Here is a 24,075-nt window from a genome sequence, read left to right on the forward strand (position 1 = left end):
GGTGCGACCAAGCGAGGTAAGTCGGCATGTGCGGTATCGTAGGCCTCATGGCCAATGAAGCGGTCAATCAGTTGATCTATGACGCATTGACGGTCTTGCAGCACCGCGGACAGGATGCCGCCGGCATGATGACCTGGGATGAAGGTCGCTTTCTGCTGCGCAAGAACAACGGTCTGGTCCGGGACGTGTTCCATACGCGTCACATGAAGCGACTGAAGGGCAACCTGGGTATCGGCCATGTCCGCTACCCGACCGCCGGTACGGCGAGCGAGGCCGAATCCCAGCCGTTCTACGTCAATTCGCCCTACGGCATCACCCTGGCCCACAACGGCAACCTGACCAACTCCGATCAGCTCAAGCAGGAGCTGTTCTCCTCCGATCTGCGCCATATCAATACCAGCTCGGACTCCGAGGTGCTGCTCAACGTGTTCGCGCACGAACTGGGCAAGCAGGGGCTGTATCTGACGCCGGAAGACATCTTCGATGCGCTGCGCCGCGTTCACCGGCGCTGCAGCGGGGGGTACGCTGCCGTGTCGATCATCAACGGCTTCGGGCTGGTGGCGTTTCGCGACCCCCACGGCATTCGTCCGGTCGTCTATGGTACGCGCCAGACGCCCGAAGGCCAGGAAGTGATGATCGCCTCCGAGTCGGTGGCGCTCGATGTGGCCGGCTTCGAACTGGTGCGGGACCTGGCGCCGGGCGAGGCGATCTTCGTCGACATGGACAAGAACATCCATACGCAGATGTGCGCCGACAAGCCGCGGCTGACCCCGTGCATCTTTGAGCACGTCTATCTGGCGCGGCCCGACTCCATGCTCGACGGTGCCTATGTCTACGGCACCCGGATGCAGATGGGCCGCAAGCTGGGCGACCGCATCCAGCGCGAGTGGCCGGACCACGACATCGACGTGGTGATCCCGATTCCCGATACCTCCCGGACCACGGCGCTGGAACTGGCCCAGCACATCGGCGTGACGTTCCGCGAAGGCTTCATGAAGAACCGCTACATCGGCCGGACGTTCATCATGCCCGGGCAGACCCAGCGCAAGAAGTCGGTGCGCCAGAAGCTCAACGCCATCGCCAGCGAGTTCGAAGGCAAGAACGTGATGCTGGTGGACGACTCGATCGTGCGCGGGACGACCTGCAAGCAGATCATCCAGATGGCCCGCGATGCCGGCGCCAACAAGGTCTACTTCGCCTCCGCCGCGCCGGCCGTGCGCTATCCCAACGTCTACGGTATCGACATGCCGGTCGCCACCGAACTGGTCGCTCATGGCCGCACCGATGCCGAAGTGGGCGAGCTGATTGGCGCCGACCGGCTGATCTATCAGGATCTCGAGGATCTCAAGGCGGCCTGTCGCGAGGTCAACCCGGCGCTGGACGATTTCGACTGTTCGGTATTCGACGGCAACTACGTCACGGGCGATGTCGACGAGGAGTATTTCACGGCGCTGGAAGCGGCGCGTAACGATGCTGCCAAGTCCGGTCGCGAGAGCCTCAACGCCGTCGTCGATCTGCACAACGACAGTGAGGACGATTGATCGCCAGGGCGATCGAACCTGAGTCCGGCCGCATGTGCCGGGCTCTCACGGGATCTTGGAAACCTCTGATTAACTATTCCGCTGGGCAATACGGTGTCAAAAATCAACTCAAAATGCTCATTTACACCTTCGTAAACTCCGCTGTTTCGTTGATTTTTGCCTTGTCTTGCCTGCGCTCATGACGTTAATCGGAGGCTCCCTTGTTTTTCAGGAGCTGAAGGATGAGTTTTGACGACGCCCCCACGCCGGGGTTGGAAACACCGGGTCTGGAAGCATCGGGCCTGGAAACGTTAGGCCTGGAGACGCTGGCGATTCGTGCGGGGCATGAGCGCACCCACGAGCAGGAACACGGCGAGCCGATTTTCCCGACCTCCAGCTTCGTCTACGGCAGTGCGGCGGAAGCGGCGCGCAAGTTCAAGGGCGAGGAGCCGGGCAACGTCTACTCCCGCTTCACCAACCCGACGGTGCGCAATTTCGAGCGGCGTCTGTCGGCGCTCGAGGGCGGCGAGCGCTGCGTCGCCACCAGCTCCGGCATGGCAGCGATTCTCTCCACCGTGCTGGCGTTGCTCAAGGCCGGCGACGAGGTGATCGTCTCGCGTTCGGTGTTCGGCTCGACCATCGCGCTGTTCGACAAGTACCTGGCCAAGTTCGGCGTCGTCCCGCGCTATGTCGAGCTCAACGACCTGGCGCAGTGGGAAGCGGCCATCACGCCGAAGACCAGACTGCTGTTCGCCGAAACGCCCTCGAATCCGCTCAACGAGCTGGTCGATATCGCGGCGCTGTCCGAACTGGCGCATCGTCACGGCGCTTTGCTGGCGATCGATAACTGCTTTCTGACCCCGGCGCTGCAGCGGCCGCTGGATCTGGGTGCGGATCTGGTGATCCACTCCGCCACCAAGTATCTCGATGGCCAGGGCCGGGCGATCGGCGGCGCCGTGGTCGGGCGCGATGCCGAGCTCGAGCAGCTCTATGGCGTGGTGCGTACCTGCGGCCCGTGCATGAGCCCGTTCAACGCCTGGATCTTCCTCAAGGGGCTGGAAACGCTCAGCCTGCGCATGCAGGCACATAGCCGCAACGCACAGGCCATGGCGGAATGGCTCGAAGCCCAGCCGGCCATCGAGCGCGTCTATTACAGCGGACTCGAGAGTCACCCGCAGCATGCGTTGGCCAAACGCCAGCAGCAGGGGTTCGGTGCGGTCATGGGGGTCGAGGTGAAAGGCGGCCAGGCGGCCGCCTGGAAGGTCATCGACAATACGCGCGTGATGTCGATCACTGGCAACCTGGGCGACGTCAAGACGACGATCACTCATCCCGGCACCACTACCCATGGCCGCCTCAGCGACGAACAGCGCGCTTCTGCCGGCATCCGTGATGGCCTGATTCGCATCGCCGTCGGCCTGGAAACGCTGGACGACCTCAAGGCCGATCTCGAACGAGGTCTGACTCTGCTCTAGCCAACGGCTCCCTCGCTTCGAAAAGCTCTGGCGGCATCGTCAGAGCTTTTTTTATTGGATGATCTCCCATCGGCTACCCAAGGGCTTTGAAGATATCCCGATACTCGCTATGGCATGCCATGGCGGGGGTATTGATGCATGTTCCCCGCGTATTGTTTCCTCTTCGTCACCAATCGTTTTCCGGAGACTCATCTAGCTTCCTGTCCGCCAGGCCGTATGCTGAGAGAATGACAACGAGAGAACGTGCCGTGTGGGGAAATACGCGATCGGGTTGGGGTTGGGTCAGCATCGTCATTCATTGGGCGAGCGCGCTGGCGGTTTTCGGCCTGTTCGCGCTGGGCTGGTGGATGACCGGGCTGGGCTATTACGATCACTGGTATCACCTGGCGCCGTGGTGGCATAAATCGATCGGCATCGTGGTGCTGCTGGTCAGCGTCTTCCGGGTCGTCTGGCGGCTGGCGCAGCCGACGCCGGTCGCCCATGGCAAGCCGCTAGAGCAACGGGCGGCGCATGTCGGGCACGGGCTGATCTACGCGTTGATGTTCGTGGTGATGATCTCCGGCTATCTGATTTCCACGGCGGAAGGCGAGGGGATCAGTGTCTTCGGCTGGTTCACCGTGCCGGCGCTGGTCTCGGGGCTACCGGATCAGGCCGTGCTGGCAGGCGACGTCCACTGGTACGCGGCCTGGGCGCTGGTCATTTTGGCGGTCGGCCACGGGCTGGCAGCGTTCAAGCATCACTGGGTGGATCGCCAGGATACGCTGACCCGCATGTTGACCTCCCGTGCGGCCAGACACCGCTGAGGATTTCATTTCCGGCCCTGGCCGTCGGCTGCCGTCGCCAGGGCCGGACCGTTTGGCAAGATGACTCAAACCGCTTCGAGGAGCATGACGATGTTGAAGAAGACCGCACTGGCGACGCTGATCGCCGCCGCTTCGGCAATGCCGCTGGCCCAGGCACAGGCCGCCGACTACCAGATCGACACCGAAGGTCAGCACGCCTTCATCCAGTTCAAGATCAGCCATCTGGGGTATTCGTACATTCTGGGTGACTTCAAGTCGTTCGACGGGGGCTTCAGCTACGATCCCGAGTCGCCGGACGACGCCAGCGTCAATGTCACCGTGGATGTGAACAGCCTGGAAACCAACCACGCCGAGCGCAACAAGCACATTCTGAGCGGTGACTTCCTCGACGCCAGCAAATTCCCGCAGGCGACATTCAAGTCCACCGGCTTCGATGTCGACGACGACGGTGACGAGGCCGAGATGACCGGCGAGCTGACGATCCATGGCGTCACCAAGTCGGTGACGTTCGAGGTCGATCATATCGGTGGCGGCGACGACCCGTGGGGCGGCTACCGTCAGGGCTTCGAGGCAACGGCGGAGCTCAACCTGGCCGACTTCGATATCGACATGAGCGCTTTCCCCGAGTCGATGCGTACACTGGAACTCTACGTGGTGCTGGAAGGCATTCGCCAGTAACGAGGCTCGGGCCATGAGGCTCGCCTGAAGAAAGCGGTTCGATAGACGCGATCCCGGCCCTGGCGCCGGGATCGCGCATTATGGGGTATCGATTTCGGCGCAGCCGTACAGCCGGCCGGCGCGGGTAATATCTCGCGGCTATGCGTTGCCCAGGTAGTGCGCCACCTCGCGGCGGTCTCGGCGATGCTTCCAGCGCCGGACCCAGCGGCCGCGACACCATAGCGGGCCGCGCCAGGCGATATCGCGGAGATCGCCTAGATTGAGCGCCTTCCAGCGTTCGAATTGATCGTGGCGCAGCGTTCGGGACTCGCCACTGAGCGTCTGATCCAGCGATTCCAGCAGCAGCGCCGCTCGCTCGCGTGTCGTCAGCGGACGATCATGAGCGGCTGGTGTCTCCCGGGCCAGGAACAGTCGCGAATCCTCACGGCTGCGTAACATCGGGTCGACATCGAAGTGGCCTGCCTCGTCAGGTGTCAGATCGAAGAGAGCCTGTGTCGGTGAAGGCCGCAGATGATCGGTGACCAGCAGCAGATCGGCATCGACCGCGCTGCCATCGTCCAGTATCAATTGATGGCGATCGTAGCGGGCCGCCGTCGCGACCAGTTCCAGGCGCAGCCCTCGACGAAGTAGCCGCTGCGTCAGCCAGCGATTGGCCCGCTGGCAAGCACCGGGTAATGGGCGGCGGTCGTTACCGATCAGGGCGACCGGAAGTCGGCGGCCGTAGCGTTCGCCCAGCGCCAGCAGGTTGGCTGCGAGTTCGACACCGGTAGGGCCGCCACCGATGACGGCGATGGCGGGGAGCGTGCCCGTAGCACTGGCGAGCCGGGTTTCCAGCTGCTGGCGGAGTTGCCAGAGATCGTCGGCGGCGGGGGTGAATACGCCTTTGGCATGATAGAAGCCGGGAATGGCATGTTCATCGACGACAGGCGGCAGATCGAGCGACAGCCAGTCGTAATCGAGCTGTTGGCCGCCACCGAGCGTGATCCGACGTTTCTGGCGCTCGACCCGGGTCACCTCGGCGCGAACATGGGCGCCGCCGTGGGCGACGATTCGATCGGCCGGCAGGCGAACGTCTTCGTGCTGCCACTCGCCGCCCAGCATTCCGCCAAGCCAATCCGAAAAGGCGAAGTCCTGCTGGGTCACCAATGTGACGCGAGCGCCATGTCGAATGAGGCGCTCGGCGTGAGCGGCAATGTGGAGATGGGAGTCACCATTGCCGACAAGTACCAGATGCTGGCCGTCGGACTGGTTGTCAAAGGCGCTCGGCTGGGTATTGGGCATGCCTCGATCCGGGCAGAAAGTCGAACTTCAGTCTAGCATGGGCTGGGGGCGGGACTTGAAGAGACCGTTTTTCATCCGCAGTGTCTTACTGTCCGACTGTCGGTCCCGATCGACTTTAACATCAAGGAGAAAGCATTCATGGCACGTCATATTCTGCCGCAACCCGGTCTGGGAACGTATCGTCTCAAGGAGCAGGCAGTGATCGACTCGGTGACGTCCGCCCTCGAGCTCGGCTATCGCCACCTCGACAGCGCTCAGATGTACGAAAACGAAGTCGCGGTGGGCAAGGCGATTCGTCAGAGCGGCATCGCGCGTGACGAGCTGTTCGTCACTACCAAGATCTGGTGGGACAAGCTCGAACCAAAGCAGTTGACCGCAGCCATCGAGCAGAGCCTCGAGAACTTCGGTCTCGACCGGCTCGACCTGGTGCTGATCCATTGGCCGTCCCCCGACGGCGAGGTGCCGATGGCCGATACCATCGGTGCGCTGGATGCGGCGCGTGCCCGCGGGCTCACCAGGCATATCGGCGTATCCAATTTCACCATCGGCCAGATCGACGAGGTGCTGGCATTGCCGGGCGGCGAAAACGTCGTGACCAACCAGATCGAGGTGCATCCCTTCCTCGCCAATCGCAAGCTGGTCGAACACTGTCAGTCCAAGGGGCTGGAAGTGACGGCCTACATGCCGCTGGCGGTGGGCAAGGTGATGGACGACCCGGTACTCAAGCGCATCGCGCAGGCCCATGATGCCTCCCCGGCGCAGATTGCGCTGGCCTGGATCGCGGCACGCGACATCATCGTGATTCCTTCCTCGACCAAGCCGGCCAACCAGAAATCGAACCTCGAGGCGATGAACATTCGCCTGAGCGACGACGAGATCGAGCAAATCAACCGCCTCGATCGCGGCGACCGTCAAGCCAATCCCTCGTTTGCCCCTCGCTGGGACGAGTGACGCCTGCCCCTGACTGACCCCTGGGTTCCTGACTCCACAGGTCAACGAGCACAAGCGCCGGTTGCCCGTCTCGGACGGGCAACCGGCCTGAACCTTGCGATACGATGCCGAAATTCGATCCCGGCGAATTTTTGCCGAGCCCGCGGGTCAAAGCGTTACCGTTTCAAGAGGATCAGCAATGCGTACACGGACGATGAAAAAGGCAGTGGTATTGGGCCTGGGTGCCGGCTTGGTGGCGGGCCTGCTGGCGCTGCCGGCCTGGGCTCAGGACGCCTCGGCCATGGAAGAGGAGTCGACGCCGGCGGAAAGTTCGGGACTGAACGTGAAACAGGATAGCGGTGAGCCGCAGGCTCCCGCCAATGCCTCTCAGGTCGATCACGAATCGATCGAGAAATCGGGCGGCGTCGGGCAGAAGAATGCCGGCTTCACCGATGGCGGCGCACAGACCCCGGTCGATCAGCGGCCCAATGCGTTGAGTTTCGACCAGCTGGATGTCGACGGTAGCGGCGTCATCGACGAGGACGAAGCGGTCAGCGCCGAACAGCAGACGATGTTCCAGCAACTCAACGAGGCGGACGCCGGTGGCGTGACCCGGGAACGCTTCGAGCAGGCCATGGGATCGGATACGCTGTCCGAGTGATATTCAACGTCGTATCGACCATATCGTCGTGATCGTGACGTGCCTGCTTATCCAACGAAGAAAACCTTAGATCCAACGAAAAAACCCCGGTCAGACCGGGGTTTTCGACTGGCCATAATGCCAGGTTCAGTCGACGACGGCAGCGATCGCCTTGGCCACGTAGGGCAGGTTCTCGCTGGTGAAGCCGGCGACGTTGGCGCGGCCGGAGCCCACCATGTAGATGCTGAACTCGTCGCGCAGGCGCTTGACCTGTTCCGTGGAAAGGCCGGTGTAGGAGAACATGCCGCGCTGTTCCGCCACGTGGGCGAAGCGCTGATCCAGCCCATAGGGCTTGAGCGAATCGACCAGGTCGCGACGCAGCGAATTGATGCGATCGCACATCTCGGTCAGTTCACTCTTCCAGAGCTGGGTCAGCTCTTCGGATTCGAGAATGTCGATCACGATGGCGGCGCCGTGCGACGGGGGCGTGGAGTAGTTCTCGCGGGCGACGATCGCCATCTGCGAGCGCACGTTCTCCATCTGCTCGGCGGTTCTGGCGATCACGATCAGGCAGCCGGTACGTTCGCGATAGAGGCCGAAGTTCTTCGAGCAGGAACTGGTGATCAGCATCTCGTCGAGATTCTCGGCCAGCAGGCGCACGCCGAAGGCATCGACGTCCAGACCGTCACCGAACCCCTGATAGGCGAAATCGACCAGCGGCAGCAGGCCGCGCTCCTGAACCACGGCCAGCACCTGGCGCCACTGATCCTGGTTCAGGTCGAAGCCGGACGGGTTGTGACAGCAGGCATGCAGCAGCACGACATCGCCCTGCGGGATCTGCTTGAGCGCGGCCAGCATGCCGTCGAAGTCGAGACGGTTGTCGCTGTCGACGTACGGATAACGCTGAATCGGGATCTCGGCGCCTTCGAAGATGCCGATGTGATTCGGCCAGGTCGGGTTGGAGAGCCAGATGCTCTTGCCCGGCAACTGGGTGCGGATGAAGTCCGCCGTCAGGCGCAGAGCGCCCGTGCCGCCCGGCGACTGGGTGGCGCTGGCCCGGTTGGCGGCCAGCACCGGCGAGCCGGCGCCCAGCACCAGCGGAAGAATCGCCTTGCCGTAGCGGGGATCACCGTGAGAGCCGATGTAGCTCTTGGTCTTCTCGCTTTCCAGCAGACGCGCCTCGGCCTGTTTCACGGCCCGCATGATCGGCGTATTGCCATTCGGATCCCGATAGACGCCGACGCCCAGGTCGACCTTCTGCGGGTTGGAATCCTGATTATAAGCTTCGATCAGCCCGAGGATGGCATCCCCGGGGACGCGCTCGATCTTCTCAAACATTAGCGTGCACTACCTCGCTATTTCTGGGGACCATGACGATCTTTCGACAACTCATGGCATGATGCCACTGCCTATGGCGATCCGCCACTCGGGCCGGGCCGGCTCCTGCGAACGTTTGCTGGAAGCCCACGACTATTCGAAGCCCACCACCTCGTGCGGCACGTAGGGGGCTTCCAGCGCTTCGATTTCATCCGTCGTCAGCGTGATCTCCAGCGCGCCCAGCGCCTGGTCCAGATGATGCGATTTGCTGGCGCCGATGATCGGCGCGGTGATGCCCGGCTTCTGCAGCACCCAGGCCAGCGCGATCTGGGCGGGAGAGGCGTTGCGTGACTGGGCGACCTGTTGCAGCGCTTCGATCACAGGCGCGTCCCGCTCGAGCCCCAGCTTCCAGTTGCGCATCTGCTCGTCGCTCTTGGCGCGCGTGGTACTGCCTTCGCTGCCCACCGGCTTGCTGCCGGCGAGAATGCCGCGGGCCAGCGGGCTCCAGGGAATGACGCCCACGCCCTGATCCAGACATTGCGGGATCATCTCGCGCTCTTCCTCGCGATAGATCAGATTGACCATCGGCTGCATGGTCGCGAATTTCGTCCAGCCGTTGCGTTCGGCGACATGCTGGGCCTTGGCGAACTGCCAGGCATGCATGCTGGAAGCGCCGATATAGCGCGCCTTGCCCGCCTTGACGACCTCGTGGAGCGCTTCCATGGTCTCTTCGATCGGCGTGTCGTAATCCCAGCGATGGGTCTGGTAGAGATCGACGTAATCCATCCCCAGGCGCTCGAGCGAGGCATCGATGGCGTGGTGAATGTGCTTGCGCGACAGCCCGCGCTCGTTGGGGGACTTGTTGCCGGTGGGGTTGTAGACCTTGGTCGCCAGCACGACCTCTTCCCGGCGCGCGAAATCCCTGAGCGCCTTGCCCACGACGCGCTCCGATTCGCCGTCGGAGTACATGTCGGCGGTATCGAAGAAATTGATGCCGGCATCCAGCGCCTGCTGGATGAAAGGGCGGCTCTGGGCATCGTCCAGCACCCAGTCCCGCCACTGCGGCGTGCCGTAGGTCATGGTGCCGAGGCACAGCGGGGAAACCTTGAGGCCGGTACGGCCGAGACGACGGTAATTCATGAAATTCTCCCGATGACGCGTAAATAAATAAAGGGCGTTCCTTACCATAGCATTCAATGACGGGATCGTTACCCGGATCGCCATGACCCGGCAGACCAACCTTGGCATAATGCGGCGCTTTCCCTCGTTGTTCCCCGTCTGGAGTCGACATGACCGCCTGGAACAAGCTGCTGGTCGCGACGACGCGGCTGCTGGATCTACATGACAGCGCCCACGAGCCGGGCTCGCCTTTCGTGCAGGTGACGCAGGAGCAGCGCCGCGGCCTGCGCGACGGCTACTGGCTCGACCTGGGCTGCCTGCTGCTGGACTATCTGCTGGAGGTGGATTTCGCCACCAACAGCGCCTTCGTCACCCAACGCCGCTGTCTGGCCCACCTGCGCGGGGATTATCCCGACCTGCCCGCCGATGACCTGAGTTTCGTCATCAACCTGCTGGCGACGCCCAGCGAGATTCACTATCGCGAATGGCAGGCGAGCCGCGACGACAGGGAGGAATCCGATGACGACGACGCAGCGCCGGGCATGCGCGGCGGCCGCAGCACCAAGCGCACCGCGCTGATCGAGAAGCAGGGCCAGACCGGCCAGGTCAGGCTGACGCCCAGCGGCCGCCAGGCGGTCACCCTGGCGAGCCAGATCGAAGACCTGCTCTACTCCGAGTACGATGCCGCCAAGGTCGTCGCCGCGCTCTCCCGCGGGGACTACGCCCGCGTACCCGACATCACTCAGCAGATCCTGATGGCGATTCGCGCGCTGACCCAGGAGCTGCGGCGGGTGCGCGAGAACCCCACTCATGAAGGCAAGCTCGCCGCCCTGATGGACAACGAGCGCCACTATCACAACGCCCTGAGCACGATCCAGAGCACCTTGCTCAGCGCCCGCGCGCAGCTCGCCACGCCGGCCTTGATCGCCCAGTTCGACAGCTGGGCCGAGCGCCAGGAAGAGGAGTGGGATCTGCGGATGCTCTCCGGGGCCATCGGCCGTGTGCTGAACGCCATCGAAAACCTGTCGCGGCGGCTCTCCGAACTGTTGTCGGACATCGCCGAGGGCCGGATCCAGTCCATGGGCGTGATCGATTTCGCCGGGCTGGCGCACCGATTGCTGGTCTCGCCGCCGCCCCGGCGCCTGCAGGAAGCGGTTGTCGCGCGGATGATGCCGCTGGGAACGGAAGTGGTGATGCCCCGCGTCGAAACGCTGCTGCCGCTGGTCGAAACCCGCCGCGCCGAGCGCAGCGGGGCGGCGCTGGTCTTCGACGAGACGCGTGACAAGCCCAGCGCCGATCCGCTGCTGGCGCGCTACCTCAAGGCCCGCGGCCCGGCGCTGCGCCAGCGTCTGCGTCAGGCGCCGCTGTCGCTGCCCGACGCGCTCAGCGAAGGCTGGCACCACTTCGAGGTCGGGGCGGATTCGGCCAACGCCGAAACCCTGGATTGCCTGCCGCAGCTGCTCAATACCTTCGTCGATACCCAACTGCTCGATACCCGGCTCAGCGTCGGGATCGACGAGACCCCCTTTTCGATCGATCTCCCCGACGGTCGGCGCATCGAAGGTGCCGTGACGCCCTCGCTACGCCTGCTCGAGACGACGACAGAAGAACAGGAAGTCTGACAAATGAACATGATGGAAATGGGCGAAGTCGTCGCGTATCTGTTGCGCTACCGCACTGCCGAACGCGTGCCCAGCGGCGGCCGCAAGCGCCGTGCGGCGCGCGAAGGCCAGCTCTCCGAGCGCGATGTCTGCGCGCTGATCGACGACGCCCAGGAGAACGAGCGTGAGGCGCTGCGGGACTTTCTCGCCGGGCAGGGGCTGCGTCTCAAGGCGTTCGAGTCCGGCGACTATCCCGGTATCGCGCCGGGCTCGCGTTTCTTCGCGCTATTGCCCGATCCGGAGCTCGAGCAGCCGCCGCTCTACACCCGCGAGCCGGTGTTCGAGGCACTCAAGCTGCGCCAGGAGAGTCGTACCGAGCTGGCGCTGTGGTACCTGCAGCTGTGGCTTCTGCTGCATACGCTGATCTATACCCGCCTGAACCGCGCGCTGTCCGACGTCAGCCGCTACCAGGAGGCGACCTTCACGCCCCGCGAGCTGGTGGAACTGGTTCGCGATCAACTCGAGACGCTGCGGGGGCTGGGAGATCGCGCGCCGGAGAACAGTCGCGTCCTGCTCGACGAGCGGGGTGAGGACATTCCCCGGCGGGTGAAGGCCTTCATCGATCTGCTGGCCCGTGCCGGCCATCTCGATATGGTGCGCGAGGCCGGCGACGAGGATGTCTGGCAGCAGACGCTGCTCGGGGCGCTGGAAGCCGAACAGATCGGCGTGCACCACTTGACGCATCTGATCGAGCTGACCTCGGCCCAGGAGGACGCCGCTTCGATGCCTCGGGCCGACGTCGAGGACGAAGCGCCGGACGGCACGGAAGTCGACGAGGAGATCCTCGAAACGGCCATGCCGGCCGAGAACGAGGCGCACTCGGAAGCCGACCTGTTCGAGACGGATCGAGCCGACACCGATGCCGACGAGTCGGCCGGGGAATCGACATCCGATGCCACGAGCCAATTCATGGACGAGCCTGGGGAGAATCGCCGGTGAGCGTCATCAACCGTATCGAAATCGCCAACCTTCTCAACAAGCACGGTGATATCGCCTCGCCCTGGGAAGCCAAGATGCGCCACCTGCTGCTCGACCTGCGCGGGCAGTCGAGCGCGGTGAGCATGGAGAACGGCTTCGGCAAGACCACCATGGCCGAAGCGCTGATCGGCATGCTCTCGCGGGATCGGCAGTTGCTGACGCGCACCCGGCGCAAGTGCTCGCCGTCGAAGGTCAACGGCGAGGGTCGCAGCTGGACCCACCTGCGCGTCGAATTCCGCGCCCAGGGGGGGGATGCCCAGCAGGAAGACATGCTTGCGGCGGCTGGAGAAGAGGTCGCCGGCGAGACCTTCGTCTTCGGCATGTACGGCTACAGCGATGGCAGCGGGCTTACGTTCTATCACTACCCGGGCAAGCTGGCCGACGTGCCGGTGCATCACGTCACCCGCGACGGCAAGCTGGCGCTCTACGCCAATGCCGATTTCCAGAGCATGCTGCGCAATCATGGCGCCACACGAGCCCACAACCGCGAAGAGTGGCTGGAAGCGGTGGGCGCGCACATCTCCCGGCGCGAGCTGGCGCAGCTGGCGGCGTTCCAGAAAGAGGGCGGCGCCGACAAGAGCCAGATCTTCAACGCGATCAAGCCGCGTGCCGGCGAGAAGGCCGATCAGGCATTCTTTTACGAAGTGCTGGCACCGCAGATTCTCTCCGGCGCCACCCGCGGCGAGACCGATGAAGAAGAAGAGCTGATCGAAGACGTCATCCTGCACTCGGGGACGCGCATCACCGAGCTGCGCCATCGCCTCGCCGAAGCCGAGAGCGATCAGCAGCGCGCCGACGAGAAGGTCGAACGGCTGGCATCGCTCGACCAGGAGGGTGAAGCGTTGCTCGAAGCGCGCAGCCAGCTCGTCATGCAGGATGCGGCACTACTGGAGGCCGAGCGTCTGCTGGGGAGCCAGGCGCTGGCGCCGCTGCCCGGCCTGCCGGGTCGTGGCGCTGATCGTGACGACAATGGTCGCAACGACAGTGACCGCAACGACAATGACCACGACGAAACGAACAAGGAGATCACCGAGGCCGTGGCAGGCCTCGCCTGGGCGATCGGCGATACCGAGCGGCCGCGGGTTTCCACCTGGCTGCTGGCGAAGCTCTCGCGCCAGGCGGAGCGCAGCGTGCGTCAGGCGCTTTCCGAACGCGGGGCGCGGGTCGACACCCATCGCCGGCTCGTTCATCTGCCGACGGCCGGCTGGATCGGCGGGCGCGATATCGGTCATGTCGCGTTCGACCAGGCGCGTGCCTGGCTCGCCGACAGCCATGCCTTCAACGACGACGCCGCGCGCTATCGGGCGCTCGGCTTGCTCGAGGATGCCGCCGAAGCGTTCGAAGGGCTGGACGGCAACCGCTTCCGGGAGGAGGTGATCGCCGACCGCGAGTATCGTCGGTCGCTGCGTCTCGATGCCGAACAGCTCGACGAGGAGATGGAGCGGCTGGAGCAGGAGCGCGAACAGCTCGAATCGCGCCAGCGCGACTTCATCGACAACCAGAGCGTCTATACCCAGGCGCTGGCCGAGGGTCTCTTCAGCGAGGCCGAGCTCGAATCACCTGAGACCACGCGTGAAGCGGCACAGTCGACGCTCGCCGAAGCGCGCAAGGCGCACGCCGATCATCTCGGCCGGCTGGGCGAACTCAAGCAGCCGGCGCAGTGGCACGAGGCATTCGTTCGCGAACATCCCGACACGAACCCGGGCGAGCTGCTGGCGCTGAAGACCGAGCGGCAGGAGACGCTGGAAGCCCAGCTCGCCGAGTGGAACGACGAGTGGACCGCGCTCGACGAGCAGCGCAATTCGCTGCGGGAAACCCTGCAGGCCCGCCGCGAGCAGCGCCAGCGCCTGGAAGGCGAACTGGGGCCGCTGCAGGCCGGCCGCGAAGCCTGGCAGACGTTCGTCGAAGGCTGGCCGGATGCCTCCGCGATCGGCTTCTGGAGCGAGCGCAAGAACGTGCTGGCGGAACTCGAACAGACGCTGGCCCAGGCGCGGCGGGAGAGCGACGATGCTGCCGCGCGGCTGGATCGGCTGACGCCGCTGGCGGATTCCAGCGAGCGCTACCGGCACTGGCATGGCGACGCCTCGCCGGTACATCTGCGCGATACGCTCTATCGCCAGTCCCGCGAGTGTCAGGACCAGCTGCATCGCATCGCACAGGAGTCCGCCCAGTTCGCGGCGCTGGATCAAGCCTATCGCCAGTTCCGTGAACTCGGCGGTGACGCCGCTCCCCAGGCCTGGCTGAAGGATGCTAAGGCGCGTTATCCACGTCTGCTGCGCGAGGCCGAGACGCTGGCCGAGACGATCGAGGCCCGCGAGCGCTATTTGGAGAGCCTCAGCGGCGATCCGCTGGCGCGACAGGCGGCGGAAGCCCAGGCGCATCAACTGCTGGAGGCCCGCGAGATCGGCTTCCGCGCGCTGCACGAGGTGCTCTCCGGCGGCGACGCCGACGACGAACGGCGTCGCGAGTGGCTGGCGCAGGCCGCCGGCCAGTTGTTCGCGCCGGTAGTCGAGGGCATCGATGCGGCGCGGCAAGCCTCCCAGTGCCTGATCGATGCCGGCTGCGGCGTGCCGGTGCTGGAAACCGGACGCCTGCTGGCGCTTCTGGAGCGGGGCGAGCTGCCGCTGGGGGCGGTACAGGGCGTCGAGACGCTGGCGGTGAAGGCGGCGCTGGACCCGGCCTTTCTCACGGCGCTGCGTGAAGAGACCCAGCAGCGGCTCGAGATCGACCGGCAACGCCAGCAGGCGCTGACGGAAGAGATATCCCGACTCGATCCTCACGGCGAGCGTTTCCGTCTGGCCCTGCAGGCGGCGGAAGCGCTGGAGCAAGAGGCCGAGTTGCGCCTGGCCGCGCTGGAAACGCAGCGCATGGAGACAGAAGCGGAGCAGGAGGCACTGACGCCTCGGCTGAGCGAAGCGGCGCTGAAATCGATCGATGATTACCAGCGATATCTGGAAGAGGGCGGCGAGCGGGCGCTGGACGAGGCCCGCGAGGCGCGCGAACTGGCCGTGGAAAGGCTCGAAACGCTGCAGCCGCAGCGTGAACAGGCGGCCCGCGAGCTCGAGACGCATGGCAGCAACTGGCTGGCGGCGGAACGCTTCGCCGAGGCCGGCGGGGTCGAGCGTCTGCGCGAAATCGATGCCAGCCTGGAGGCGTTGACCGAAGAGATCGCCGAGCTGGACGAACGCGTCGCCGAGCTGACGCTGCGCAGCGAGGAGCTCGACGAGCGGCGCAGCCAATGCCGCGAGCAACTGAGCGGGCTGTTCGCCGACGGCGAGCGCGAGCGTCTGCGTCGTCTGGATCGGTTCGTTGCCGAGGGCGGCCCGGCATTCATGGATCAGGCCGAAGCGCGGGAAGCGGAGCTGACCGCGGCACTGGCTCAGGCCAGCCGGCGTGCCGATTTCGATTTCGCCCGCATTCGCGCCTTCCTTCAGGTACGTGACGAAAAAGGCGGCAATCGCACCCTCGAGCGGGATATCGGCCGAGTGAAACAGTCGCTCAACGATACGCGCGACAAGCGCAAGCGCAATACCCGCGAACAGAGCGAGATCGACTCGCGCCTCGCTCGCCACCAGCAGGCACTCAACGTGACCGATCAGTTGGCGGTGGCTTGGCTCGAAGTGCTGCGGCAGCTGCCGGAAGGCTGGTCCGAGCGCGCACTAGCCGACGCCAACGCCGGCTGGCCGTCCGATCACGCCGAGGCCGAGCGTCTCGACGCCGCCATGGCCGAATGGCGGCGCTGGCAGGTCGCACCGCTCGATGCTTTCAGCGAAGGGGCTGGTGAAAGTTCTGGTGAAGATTCCGGCGCGGATGCGAGCGTTCAGCCGTTCGAGCTGGAAGCACTCGAAACCTGCCAGCAGACGCTGCTCGATGGGCTCGGCAGTCTCAATCTGGGCGAGCGCGCGCGCAATCGCGAGCGCCAGGCACGGGACGTGGCGGCCAGAGAGAAGGCGCTGGCGTCGTCGCTGGAAGCGGCCAGCGCCAGCCGGTTGTTCAACGAGTCCGAGCGCGCCCGGCTGGGGACGCTGGAAGGCGTCACGCCGGAAGCGCTGGAGTCGCTGCGCGGCCTTCATCGCCAGCTCGAAGGCCAGCTCAACGAGCATCGCAGCCGGGTGACGCGGCTGCATGCCTCCCGCGAGCAGATCGAGGACACACTCGTCGAGCGTCTCAGCTCGATCATCATCGACGCCGCCGGCAACCTGGAAATTCTGCGTCGGGTAGCCCGCCGCTCCGCCGATGGCGGTGCCTACTTCGAGGTCAAGGCGGATCTGATCGCCGACGAGTTGGTGCGTGAGCTGATCCACCAGTTGCTGGCCGACATCGATGCCCATCTCGCGGTGCAGCGCCGCCGGCTCGAGCAGGCGGGTGACGGGACACAGGCCAGGGGCGGTCGCGACGACGATCTGACCCGCCAGATTCGCCGGCGCATCTATCGCGGTCTGTTCCGCGACGTCACCATTCGCATCAAGCACGACGCCATTCGCCCGCACGGTCGGCTGTTCTCGCTCAACGAGGATATGTCGGAAGGCCAGCGCGAGGCCGTTTCGCTGATGTGGTTGGTGAAGCTCTCCGAGTTCGCCATCGAACGGGAACTGCGCGAACTGCCGGGTAGCCACAAGCGTCGTGCCCGCGCCAGCCGCGAGAGCGTCATCCTGCTCGACGGCCTGTTCTCCAAGCTCTCGCATCGGCGCCTGATCCAGGACTCGCTGGAGTCGCTGCGCAATACCCGCGGACGCTTCCAGATGATCGGGCTGATCCACAACCCCAACTACGAGAATGACCCCAGCATCTTCCCCACCTACCTGGTCGGCAGCGTGATCGGTGGGCAACAGGGGCAGGGCGGTCACGTCATCGTGCGGGAAGGTCGGCAGGTCTCACCCGAGGAAACGGGGCGCGGCGAAGGCGAGGCGAGCCTGTTCGGGATTCATGTGACTCCGGCGGCGGTGGAGTAATCGGCAAGGCCCGCTTTGGCGGGCCTGGAGATAACGGACTTATATAACGGGCTTATGGTTAGATTCGATAGGATCGGCTTACTACTGGCCGAGCCTTTACCATCCTCTCGCTGGTGATTGCGAGGGGCAAGCCCCTCGCGCTCCCCTTTTTGACGCCACTGACGGCGAAGCCCTGAACGCCAATCGTCCGCGCTCGGGTCGGCGCGAAAGGACATCCATGCCCCACGCGCCTCTTGCGTCATCCATGACGCAAGACCCGGCACGGGCGATAGTCGTTCAGCGCCGTTCTGGAAGGCGTCGTTGGGGTGGCAAAGCCATGATAGCGGCTTAGTGTCAGCCTTAGTGACGCTTGCAGCGATGAACCAAAGAAAAGAGGCCTGCCGCTGTGGCAGACCCCATTTCTTTCACGTGGGTTGCATCCTTCAATAACCTTCGTAGCTCGTAGCTCGTAGCTCGTAGCTCGTAGCTCGTAGCTCGTAGCTCGGCTTAGCGCGGCGAGTCGTAACGTCCACCCCGGCCGTTGGAGTAGACCACCTGCCACAGCTGGATGTCTCTTGCCCGGAAGGCGCCAGCGCAGGAGCCGAGGTAGTAGAGGAACATCCGCTTGACGCGTTCGCTGTAGTTGCCGGCGATCTCGTGCCAGTGGGCGAGCAGATTCTCCTGCCAGGCCATCAGCGTGGTGTCGTAGTCGGCGCCGAAATTCTGCCAGTCTTCCATGACCAGCTTGCTTTCGCTGGCATCGGCGATCTGCTGAACCGAGGGCAGGATGCCGTTGGGGAAGATGTACTTGTTGATCCAGGGGTCGATGCTGACTTCATTGGTATTGGAACCGATGGTATGCAGCACGAACAGGCCGCCCGGCTTCAGCAGGCGCTTGACGGTGTCGAAGTAGGTGGCGTAGTTGCGCTGACCCACGTGCTCGAACATGCCGATCGAGACGATACGGTCGAATTCGCCGCTGAGTTCGCGATAGTCTTCGAGAATGATCTCTACCGGCAGGCCGGCACAACGCTCGCGGCCCAGCTTCGCCTGTTCTTCGGAGATGGTGATGCCGGTGACTTCGACGCCGTAATGGCGGGCCGCGTGTTCGGCGAAGCTTGCCCAGCCACAGCCGATATCGAGCACTTTCATGCCGGGTTCGAGACCAAGCTTGCGGCAGGCCAGATCGAGCTTGGCGACCTGCGCTTCGTGCAGCGTCCGGGCTTCCTTCCAGTAGCCGCAGGAGTAGCACATGGTCTCGTCGAGCATGCGGGTGAAAAGATCGTTACCGAAATCGTAATGCTCCTTGCCGACGATGTAGGCCCGCGCCTTGCTCTGCAGATTCACGAAGCTCGACTGCAGCTTGTAGACGACGCGCTCCTTGGTGGTATGGGCGACGCCGCCAAGCCCGTGACGGAGCAGTCGGTGAATCATTTCGTCGATACGGTCGCACTCCCACCAGCCGTCCATGTAGGCTTCGCCGAAGCCGATGGAACCCTGGCGGACGACCCGGGAGAACAGGTCGGGGTGGTGGACGCGAATGTCCCATGGCTGGTCGCCGTTGAGGGTGACACCGGATCCTTCCAGCATTTTCTCGATGGTGTGACGAGCGCGAGTGTCGGGCAGTGCGACTGGGGCGATTGGTGTATTACTGGTCATGGTTTTTCCTAGCAAGGGGCGCGTAACGTACCCTGGCCATCCGGCGCTATTACTCCGGTTGAACGGCGAAAAACGACCCGTTGACTTGCGGGTTCGACCGCGCTGACGCATTTGTTCGGTCATTTTCCACTCGATTGAAAACAGTCCGAAGAGTCAAGCCATGGCCTGGAAACGTGACGCTCCACTGTCCCTGTTCCCTGTTGTTAGACGACTTCATCAGCGTTGATACATTGCGTGCTAACGGCTTTACCGTCAATAAGCCTAGCGCTATTGGCGCAATAGTCTAGGCTCGGTCATGCCTTTCCAGACGATTGGCGTTCGATGGCCTCTTTTGGCTCGTCTAACGACTCACAGTGAACCTTAGGCCAAAATATGCATAGTTGATGTCGATCAAGTTGAAAAATCGACACAGGAGGGAAAAATGCACGTCATCGTTGATCTATGTGTCGTTCCTTTGGGGGTCGGCGTCTCGGTGTCGCCCTATGTGGCAGAGTGCCAGCGCGTGATCGAGGCTTCCGGGCTTCATTATCGAATGCATGCTTACGGCACCAATATCGAAGGCCCTTGGGACGAGGTGATGGCCGTCGTCAAGGCCTGCCACGAGGAGGTGCATGCCATGGGCGCGCCGAGAATTACCACGACGCTGAAGATGGGAACCCGCACGGATCGGGAGCAGCGCATGGATGACAAGGTCGAGAGCGTGGACAACCTGCGCCGAGCGTAGCGTAGAAAGCCCCGGCGGTCGTTTGACCGGCGGGGCTCGATGATCTTGTCTGGTTGGGAACTGGGTCAGAATTCAGCGACAGCGGATCGTCCAGGTGGCCTTGTAACCATCGCCTTCTTGCGTGGCGGCCTGAAGTTCGGTGTCTTCGTCAACGGTCGCGCCTTCGAGCTGGTCGTTGGCATTGGCCGCCTTGCTGGCGCCGTCTTTCGGTCCCATCATGTCCTGTTCGACGATCACGAACTCGTCACGATCCTGAGACTCGCATTGTTCCAGGGCGCGCTCCTTGGCGTTGGCCAGTGCCTCGTCCTGATCATCGCCCAAACCGGTCACGACATAATCGGTAGTGTCCTTCTCGATCGAACTGCTGTCGCTGGCGCAGCCGGCAAGGGCGCCTAGTGTAAGCAGTCCGGCCAGGGCCATCCATATCGGGGTTCTGGTGGCTGTCTGCATCATGTCACTCACTCCTTGTGTCGTGGTTTCCCGCATTCATGGTGGCATCGTCCATTTGACTTGCCATTCATTCTAGACCGTGCCTGCTGATCTTCAAGTCATTGGTTATCAAGAGGAATCCTGTCGCCATTGTGCGACGAGGGCGTTTTCAGCCAACGGCAGCCGACGACGCTTCCGGGGCTCTCAGCCAATTGTCGCCAGCGGAAACGAGGTGGGCCGTAAGCGCATCGAGCAGTTCACCGCCATGGCGCCAGAAGTGCCAGTACAGCGGCACGTCCAGCGGTCGCTGCGGATCGAGGTCGACCAGGTCGCCTCGGGCCAATCCATCGGCCCCCTGGCTCTCGGGGATCAAGGCATAGCCGATACCGGCAAGCACCATGTGCAGCACGCCTTCCGACGACGGACACAGGTGATGCGGGAACGGATCCTTGAAACCATGGAAATCGAGATAGCGTTGGTGCAGACGATCGTCCGGGCCATAGAGAATGGCGGGCGCCAGTTCCAGCGCCTGATGGGTCACGCCCTCGGCGAAATGACGATCAGCAAACCTGGGGCTGGCCATGACCCGATAACGCATGGACCCGAGCGCGCGGGCACGAGCGCCCTGTACCGGACGTGCGGTGGCGCAGATGCAGCCGGCCACCTCGCCGTCGCGCATGCGGCGCAGCGCCACTTCCTGATCGTCCACGACCAGGTCGAGCAGGACGCCGCGTCGATGGCAGAAGTCGCCCAGGGTCGGCGCCCACCAGGTCGCCAGGCTGTCGGCGTTGATCGCCAGCCTGAGACGATGCTTGCCCTCGCCGAGCGCCGGAATCCTGTCGAGAAGATCATGCTCCAGCAGGCGTACCTGCTGAGCGTGATTCAGCAGCCGCTGACCCAACGGCGTAGGCAACAGCCGGGGCGTGCGAACCACTACCGGTTGGCCCAGCCTCGCTTCCAGCAACTTGATGCGCTGGGAGACTGCCGACTGGGTCAGATTGAGTTGCTGCGCGCCGCGGTCGAATCCACCCTGATCGACGATGGCAGCCAAGGCCTCCAGAAGTTTGTAGTCCAGCATCAAATTTTCTAATGCCTCATTAGCATGTTCATTTTTATTAATAGTCGATTTCGCGGCATGATGCGAACCCCTGCCTTTTCGAGATCACGATAGTGGGAAACTCCCTTCTTCACGGCCTGTTGATCGGCGCCAGCTTGATCGTGGCCATAGGCGCGCAGAATGCGTTCGTCCTGCGCCAGGGCCTGCGCCGCGAGCACGGCTGGCTGGTGGCGGGGATCTGTGCGGTCTGCGATCTGCTGCTGGTCGCATCCGGGGTGGCGGGGCTCGGGCCGCTGATCACTTCGAGCGCCGTGGTCTTGCTGCTGGCGCGATGGGGCGGCGTGGCCTGGCTCGTATGGCAGGCGCTGGTGGCGTTCAAGCGCGTCGCCCGCCCTGAGTCCATCGCGTTGGCCATGAACCATGTGCCCGAGACCGGCGTGAGCCTGGCAAGCGCAAAGCCAGTGGTGATCGCGACGCTGGGCGTGACGCTGCTCAACCCGCATGTCTATCTGGATACGGTCGTGATGCTGGGCATCATTGGCGGCCAGCAGTCCAGTCCGGCGGGATTCGTGGCCGGGGCATCGCTGGCTTCGCTGATCTGGTTCTTCGGGCTGGTGGGGTTGGCTCACTGGCTGTCGCCGCGGCTGCAGGACCCGCGCTGGTGGCAGGGCATCGATATCACGGTCGGGGCGATCATGCTGCTGATCGCCTGGCAACTCGCCACGCGAGCGCTGTGAATGCAGTCTCGAGTGTCCGGTTTCATCATTAGCCGATCTGAATTTCGCCCTTGGCGTAGCGCACGCCCTTCGCCTGGCGGGTGGCGAGGAAATAGCCTACCGAGAGCGGCCCGACACGACCCAGCAGCATCGTCAGGCCCAGCAGGAATTGCCCGGGCAGCGAGAGATCGCTGGTGATGCCGCGGGACAGCCCCACGGTGCCGAACGCGGAAACCGTCTCGAAGGCCAGATCGAGGAACGAATGGTCGCCATCGGTGATGGTGAGGCCGAACAGCGTCAGGACGACCAGCAGCACCCCGGCCAGCGCGACGGTGATCGCCTTGATCACGGTTTCCTGAGTCATCGAGCGGCCGAAGGCCGTTGGGTGTTCGGTATTGCGGTAGAACGCCCGGGCGGTCAGCAGCAGCACGACGAATGTGGTGATCTTGATGCCGCTGGCGGTGGAACTCGAACCGCCCCCGATGAACATCAGCAGCATGACGAGGAGGGTGGAAGCATCGGTGAGCGAGCCGATCTCCAGGGTATTGAAGCCGGCCGTGCGCGGCGTGACGGCCTGGAACCAGGCCGCCTGTACCTTGGTGAAGAGATCGCCCAGCCCGCCGAGGGTGGCGGGATTGGACCACTCCAGCCCGAGCAGCATCGCGGTGGCGATCACGTTGAGCCAGAACGTGGCCAGCAGCACGACCTTGGTCTGCATGGCCAGGCGCGACCAGCGGCGATGACGATAAAGATCGCTCACCACCACGAAGCCGAGCCCGCCGACGATGAACATCAGCGTCACCGCACCGTTGACCAGTGGGCTGCCCACTTCCTGAATCAGGCTATCGGTAAAGGTCGAGAAGCCTGCGTTGTTGAATGCGGAAACGGCGTGGAAGAGGCTGTGCCACAGGCCTGCCTTCAGTCCGTACTCGGGGACCCAGTGCCACGCCAGCAACAGCGTGCCGACGCTCTCGGTGAGGAACGCGAAGGCGACGACCAGCTTGATCAGATCGCGGATATCGCTGAAGGCGATCTCGCCCAGCGCCTCGCGGACGAGATTCTGCTGGCTCAACGGCAGACGCGTTCCCAGCAGCAGGACCGTGAGGGCAGCGAAGGTCATGAATCCCAGGCCGCCGATCTGGATCATCACCAGCATCACCAGCTGGCCGACGAACGTCAGGTCCTGGCCGGTGTCGATCACGCTGAGGCCGGTGACGGTGACCGCGGAGGTCGCCGTGAACAGCGCCTCGTGCCAGGCCAGGGGGCGCGTAGCACTGCCGGGCAGCCAGAGCAGCAGCGCGCCGAGGGCGCAGAGCAGGGCAAAGCCGATCAGCAGGATTTCCGGCGGCGACAGCCGGATGACCCCGCCATGAGGCGAGCGGCGAAAAGGCTGTTTCAGGCGTTGCCAGCGTCTCACGAGGGCAGCTCCGAACCGGGATCGGCGTCGGTGGGCATCGGGGAACTCATATCTGCTTGCCGATCTCGCGCAGGGCCTGCAGATCGCCCATCAGGATCAGGCTGTCGCCGGTCTGCAGCGGGGTCTCGTCGGAAGGATTGCGGAGCACCTCCTGGCCACGCTTGATGGCAATCAGAAACAGCGCATCGCGATCGAGCGAGAGACTGGCGACACTGGTGGCGTTTTCGAGCAGGCGTTCGGTGGTCTCGATCTCGACGATGAACTGGCGCTCGCCCAGTCGAATGAAATCGACCATGGCATGGTAGTTGAGACTCTCCGCCACCCGCACACCGACATCGTATTCCGGGTAGACCACGCGATCGGCACCGAGGCGCTTGAGCAGCTTGTAGTGGGAATCCGAGTCCGCCTTGGCCCATATCTCCTTCGCGCCCAGCTCCTTGACGTGGAGCGTGCAGATCACGCTGGTCTCGACATCGTCGTCGACAGCGATGACGACGACATCGTAGGCGTCCAGCGAGAGCTCGCCCAGCGCCTTGTCGTCGGTGAGATCGGCGATCACGGCATGATCGAGGACATCCGAGAAAGCGTCGACTCGGGTGTCGTCCGAGTCGACGCCCAGCACCTGGTTCTGGTGGCGCTTCAGTTCGCGCGCGACGGTACTGCCGAAATAGCCCAACCCCAGAATGGCGAAGTGCCGGGACATCGGAATCTCCTTGCGAAGCTCTGCCTGGAATGAAACA

At 63.9% G+C, this 24,075-nt stretch carries 19 protein-coding genes; 11 read left to right on the forward strand and 8 right to left on the reverse strand.

The genetic code is table 11. The annotated features are described in order from the left end of the window. Window positions 1-26 precede the first annotated feature (26 nt). The 4 genes from purF (at window position 27) to BC443_RS12425 (ending at window position 4,476) form a co-directional block, all read left to right on the forward strand. On the forward strand, window positions 27-1,541 hold the full coding sequence (gene purF, locus BC443_RS12410; protein WP_071232152.1) for an amidophosphoribosyltransferase: 1,515 nt from the start codon (window positions 27-29) through the stop codon (window positions 1,539-1,541). Window positions 1,542-1,762: 221 nt separating this feature from the next. After that, window positions 1,763-2,995: an O-succinylhomoserine sulfhydrylase gene (locus tag BC443_RS12415; protein ID WP_083387379.1), complete on the forward strand. Its 1,233-nt coding sequence runs from the start codon at window positions 1,763-1,765 to the stop codon at window positions 2,993-2,995. Between the two features lie 248 nt (window positions 2,996-3,243). Continuing rightward, entirely contained in the window at window positions 3,244-3,798 is a 555-nt protein-coding gene (locus BC443_RS12420; protein ID WP_071232153.1) for a cytochrome b, read from the forward strand. Window positions 3,799-3,888: 90 nt separating this feature from the next. Further along, window positions 3,889-4,476, forward strand: coding sequence for a YceI family protein (locus BC443_RS12425; RefSeq protein WP_071232154.1), 588 nt, complete (start codon window positions 3,889-3,891; stop codon window positions 4,474-4,476). A gap of 138 nt (window positions 4,477-4,614) precedes the next feature. On the opposite strand, the gene BC443_RS12430 is transcribed toward BC443_RS12425, so the two are convergent. Continuing rightward, entirely contained in the window at window positions 4,615-5,757 is a 1,143-nt protein-coding gene (locus tag BC443_RS12430) for an FAD-dependent oxidoreductase (RefSeq protein WP_071232155.1), read from the reverse strand. A gap of 138 nt (window positions 5,758-5,895) precedes the next feature. On the opposite strand from BC443_RS12430, the gene dkgB reads away from it, so the two are divergent. Further along, window positions 5,896-6,708 (forward strand): 2,5-didehydrogluconate reductase DkgB, encoded by an 813-nt coding sequence (gene dkgB, locus BC443_RS12435; protein WP_071232156.1) that lies wholly within the window; start codon window positions 5,896-5,898, stop codon window positions 6,706-6,708. Between the two features lie 178 nt (window positions 6,709-6,886). Next, the gene (locus BC443_RS12440) at window positions 6,887-7,348 is read left to right on the forward strand and encodes a hypothetical protein (protein WP_071232157.1); all 462 of its coding nucleotides are present in this window, start codon (window positions 6,887-6,889) and stop codon (window positions 7,346-7,348) included. Between the two features lie 126 nt (window positions 7,349-7,474). On the opposite strand, the gene BC443_RS12445 is transcribed toward BC443_RS12440, so the two are convergent. Together BC443_RS12445 and BC443_RS12450 are read right to left on the reverse strand one after the other, a co-directional pair. Beyond that, the gene (locus BC443_RS12445; RefSeq protein ID WP_071232158.1) at window positions 7,475-8,665 is read right to left on the reverse strand and encodes an amino acid aminotransferase; all 1,191 of its coding nucleotides are present in this window, start codon (window positions 8,663-8,665) and stop codon (window positions 7,475-7,477) included. A gap of 132 nt (window positions 8,666-8,797) precedes the next feature. Continuing rightward, window positions 8,798-9,784 carry an aldo/keto reductase gene (locus BC443_RS12450; protein ID WP_071232159.1) on the reverse strand — a complete coding sequence of 329 codons (987 nt, stop codon included), beginning with the start codon at window positions 9,782-9,784 and terminating at the stop codon, window positions 8,798-8,800. 149 nt (window positions 9,785-9,933) lie between these two features. Here BC443_RS12450 and BC443_RS12455 point away from each other — a divergent pair, with 149 nt between their 5' ends. From BC443_RS12455 to BC443_RS12465, 3 genes are read left to right on the forward strand one after another with little or no spacing between them, the layout of a single operon-like run. Further along, on the forward strand, window positions 9,934-11,385 hold the full coding sequence (locus tag BC443_RS12455; protein WP_071232160.1) for a hypothetical protein: 1,452 nt from the start codon (window positions 9,934-9,936) through the stop codon (window positions 11,383-11,385). 3 nt (window positions 11,386-11,388) lie between these two features. Beyond that, the gene (locus BC443_RS12460) at window positions 11,389-12,363 is read left to right on the forward strand and encodes a hypothetical protein (protein WP_244179900.1); all 975 of its coding nucleotides are present in this window, start codon (window positions 11,389-11,391) and stop codon (window positions 12,361-12,363) included. Further along, window positions 12,360-17,354: a hypothetical protein gene (locus tag BC443_RS12465; protein ID WP_071232161.1), complete on the forward strand. Its 4,995-nt coding sequence runs from the start codon at window positions 12,360-12,362 to the stop codon at window positions 17,352-17,354. The genes BC443_RS12460 and BC443_RS12465 overlap by 4 nt, the downstream gene beginning before the upstream one ends. Before the next feature lie 486 nt (window positions 17,355-17,840). On the opposite strand, the gene cfa is transcribed toward BC443_RS12465, so the two are convergent. Continuing rightward, a complete protein-coding gene (gene cfa / locus BC443_RS12470) occupies window positions 17,841-18,992 on the reverse strand; it encodes a cyclopropane fatty acyl phospholipid synthase (RefSeq protein WP_071232162.1) in 1,152 nt (383 codons plus the stop codon). A gap of 421 nt (window positions 18,993-19,413) precedes the next feature. Here cfa and BC443_RS12475 point away from each other — a divergent pair, with 421 nt between their 5' ends. Next, window positions 19,414-19,716, forward strand: a complete 303-nt coding sequence (locus BC443_RS12475) for an MTH1187 family thiamine-binding protein (RefSeq protein ID WP_071232163.1) — start codon at window positions 19,414-19,416, stop codon at window positions 19,714-19,716. A gap of 72 nt (window positions 19,717-19,788) precedes the next feature. Here BC443_RS12475 and BC443_RS12480 read toward each other — a convergent pair whose 3' ends face one another. Next, window positions 19,789-20,169: a hypothetical protein gene (locus BC443_RS12480; protein WP_071232164.1), complete on the reverse strand. Its 381-nt coding sequence runs from the start codon at window positions 20,167-20,169 to the stop codon at window positions 19,789-19,791. A gap of 145 nt (window positions 20,170-20,314) precedes the next feature. Further along, window positions 20,315-21,223 carry a LysR family transcriptional regulator ArgP gene (locus BC443_RS12485; protein ID WP_071232165.1) on the reverse strand — a complete coding sequence of 303 codons (909 nt, stop codon included), beginning with the start codon at window positions 21,221-21,223 and terminating at the stop codon, window positions 20,315-20,317. 92 nt (window positions 21,224-21,315) lie between these two features. On the opposite strand from BC443_RS12485, the gene BC443_RS12490 reads away from it, so the two are divergent. Continuing rightward, window positions 21,316-21,939: a LysE/ArgO family amino acid transporter gene (locus BC443_RS12490; RefSeq protein WP_071232166.1), complete on the forward strand. Its 624-nt coding sequence runs from the start codon at window positions 21,316-21,318 to the stop codon at window positions 21,937-21,939. Between the two features lie 28 nt (window positions 21,940-21,967). Here the strand turns inward: BC443_RS12490 and BC443_RS12495 are convergent, their stop codons facing one another. Both BC443_RS12495 and BC443_RS12500 read right to left on the reverse strand, forming a co-directional pair. Beyond that, entirely contained in the window at window positions 21,968-23,335 is a 1,368-nt protein-coding gene (locus BC443_RS12495) for a TrkH family potassium uptake protein (protein ID WP_071232167.1), read from the reverse strand. A 46-nt stretch (window positions 23,336-23,381) separates the two neighbouring features. Beyond that, window positions 23,382-24,038: a TrkA family potassium uptake protein gene (locus tag BC443_RS12500; protein ID WP_071232168.1), complete on the reverse strand. Its 657-nt coding sequence runs from the start codon at window positions 24,036-24,038 to the stop codon at window positions 23,382-23,384. Between the last annotated feature and the right edge of the window lie 37 nt (window positions 24,039-24,075).

Source organism: Salinicola sp. MIT1003 (assembly GCF_001858555.1).
Lineage (GTDB): Bacteria > Pseudomonadota > Gammaproteobacteria > Pseudomonadales > Halomonadaceae > Salinicola > Salinicola salarius.

Coding starts and splice junctions, on each gene's coding strand:
- purF (WP_071232152.1), top strand. CDS start 27: ATGTGCGGTATCGTAGGCCTCATGGCCAATGAAGCGGTCAATCAGTTG.
- BC443_RS12415 (WP_083387379.1), top strand. CDS start 1,763: ATGAGTTTTGACGACGCCCCCACGCCGGGGTTGGAAACACCGGGTCTG.
- BC443_RS12425 (WP_071232154.1), top strand. CDS start 3,889: ATGTTGAAGAAGACCGCACTGGCGACGCTGATCGCCGCCGCTTCGGCA.
- BC443_RS12430 (WP_071232155.1), bottom strand. CDS start 5,757: ATGCCCAATACCCAGCCGAGCGCCTTTGACAACCAGTCCGACGGCCAG.
- dkgB (WP_071232156.1), top strand. CDS start 5,896: ATGGCACGTCATATTCTGCCGCAACCCGGTCTGGGAACGTATCGTCTC.
- BC443_RS12440 (WP_071232157.1), top strand. CDS start 6,887: ATGCGTACACGGACGATGAAAAAGGCAGTGGTATTGGGCCTGGGTGCC.
- BC443_RS12445 (WP_071232158.1), bottom strand. CDS start 8,665: ATGTTTGAGAAGATCGAGCGCGTCCCCGGGGATGCCATCCTCGGGCTG.
- BC443_RS12450 (WP_071232159.1), bottom strand. CDS start 9,784: ATGAATTACCGTCGTCTCGGCCGTACCGGCCTCAAGGTTTCCCCGCTG.
- BC443_RS12455 (WP_071232160.1), top strand. CDS start 9,934: ATGACCGCCTGGAACAAGCTGCTGGTCGCGACGACGCGGCTGCTGGAT.
- BC443_RS12460 (WP_244179900.1), top strand. CDS start 11,389: ATGAACATGATGGAAATGGGCGAAGTCGTCGCGTATCTGTTGCGCTAC.
- cfa (WP_071232162.1), bottom strand. CDS start 18,992: ATGACCAGTAATACACCAATCGCCCCAGTCGCACTGCCCGACACTCGC.
- BC443_RS12475 (WP_071232163.1), top strand. CDS start 19,414: ATGCACGTCATCGTTGATCTATGTGTCGTTCCTTTGGGGGTCGGCGTC.
- BC443_RS12480 (WP_071232164.1), bottom strand. CDS start 20,169: ATGATGCAGACAGCCACCAGAACCCCGATATGGATGGCCCTGGCCGGA.
- BC443_RS12485 (WP_071232165.1), bottom strand. CDS start 21,223: ATGCTGGACTACAAACTTCTGGAGGCCTTGGCTGCCATCGTCGATCAG.
- BC443_RS12500 (WP_071232168.1), bottom strand. CDS start 24,038: ATGTCCCGGCACTTCGCCATTCTGGGGTTGGGCTATTTCGGCAGTACC.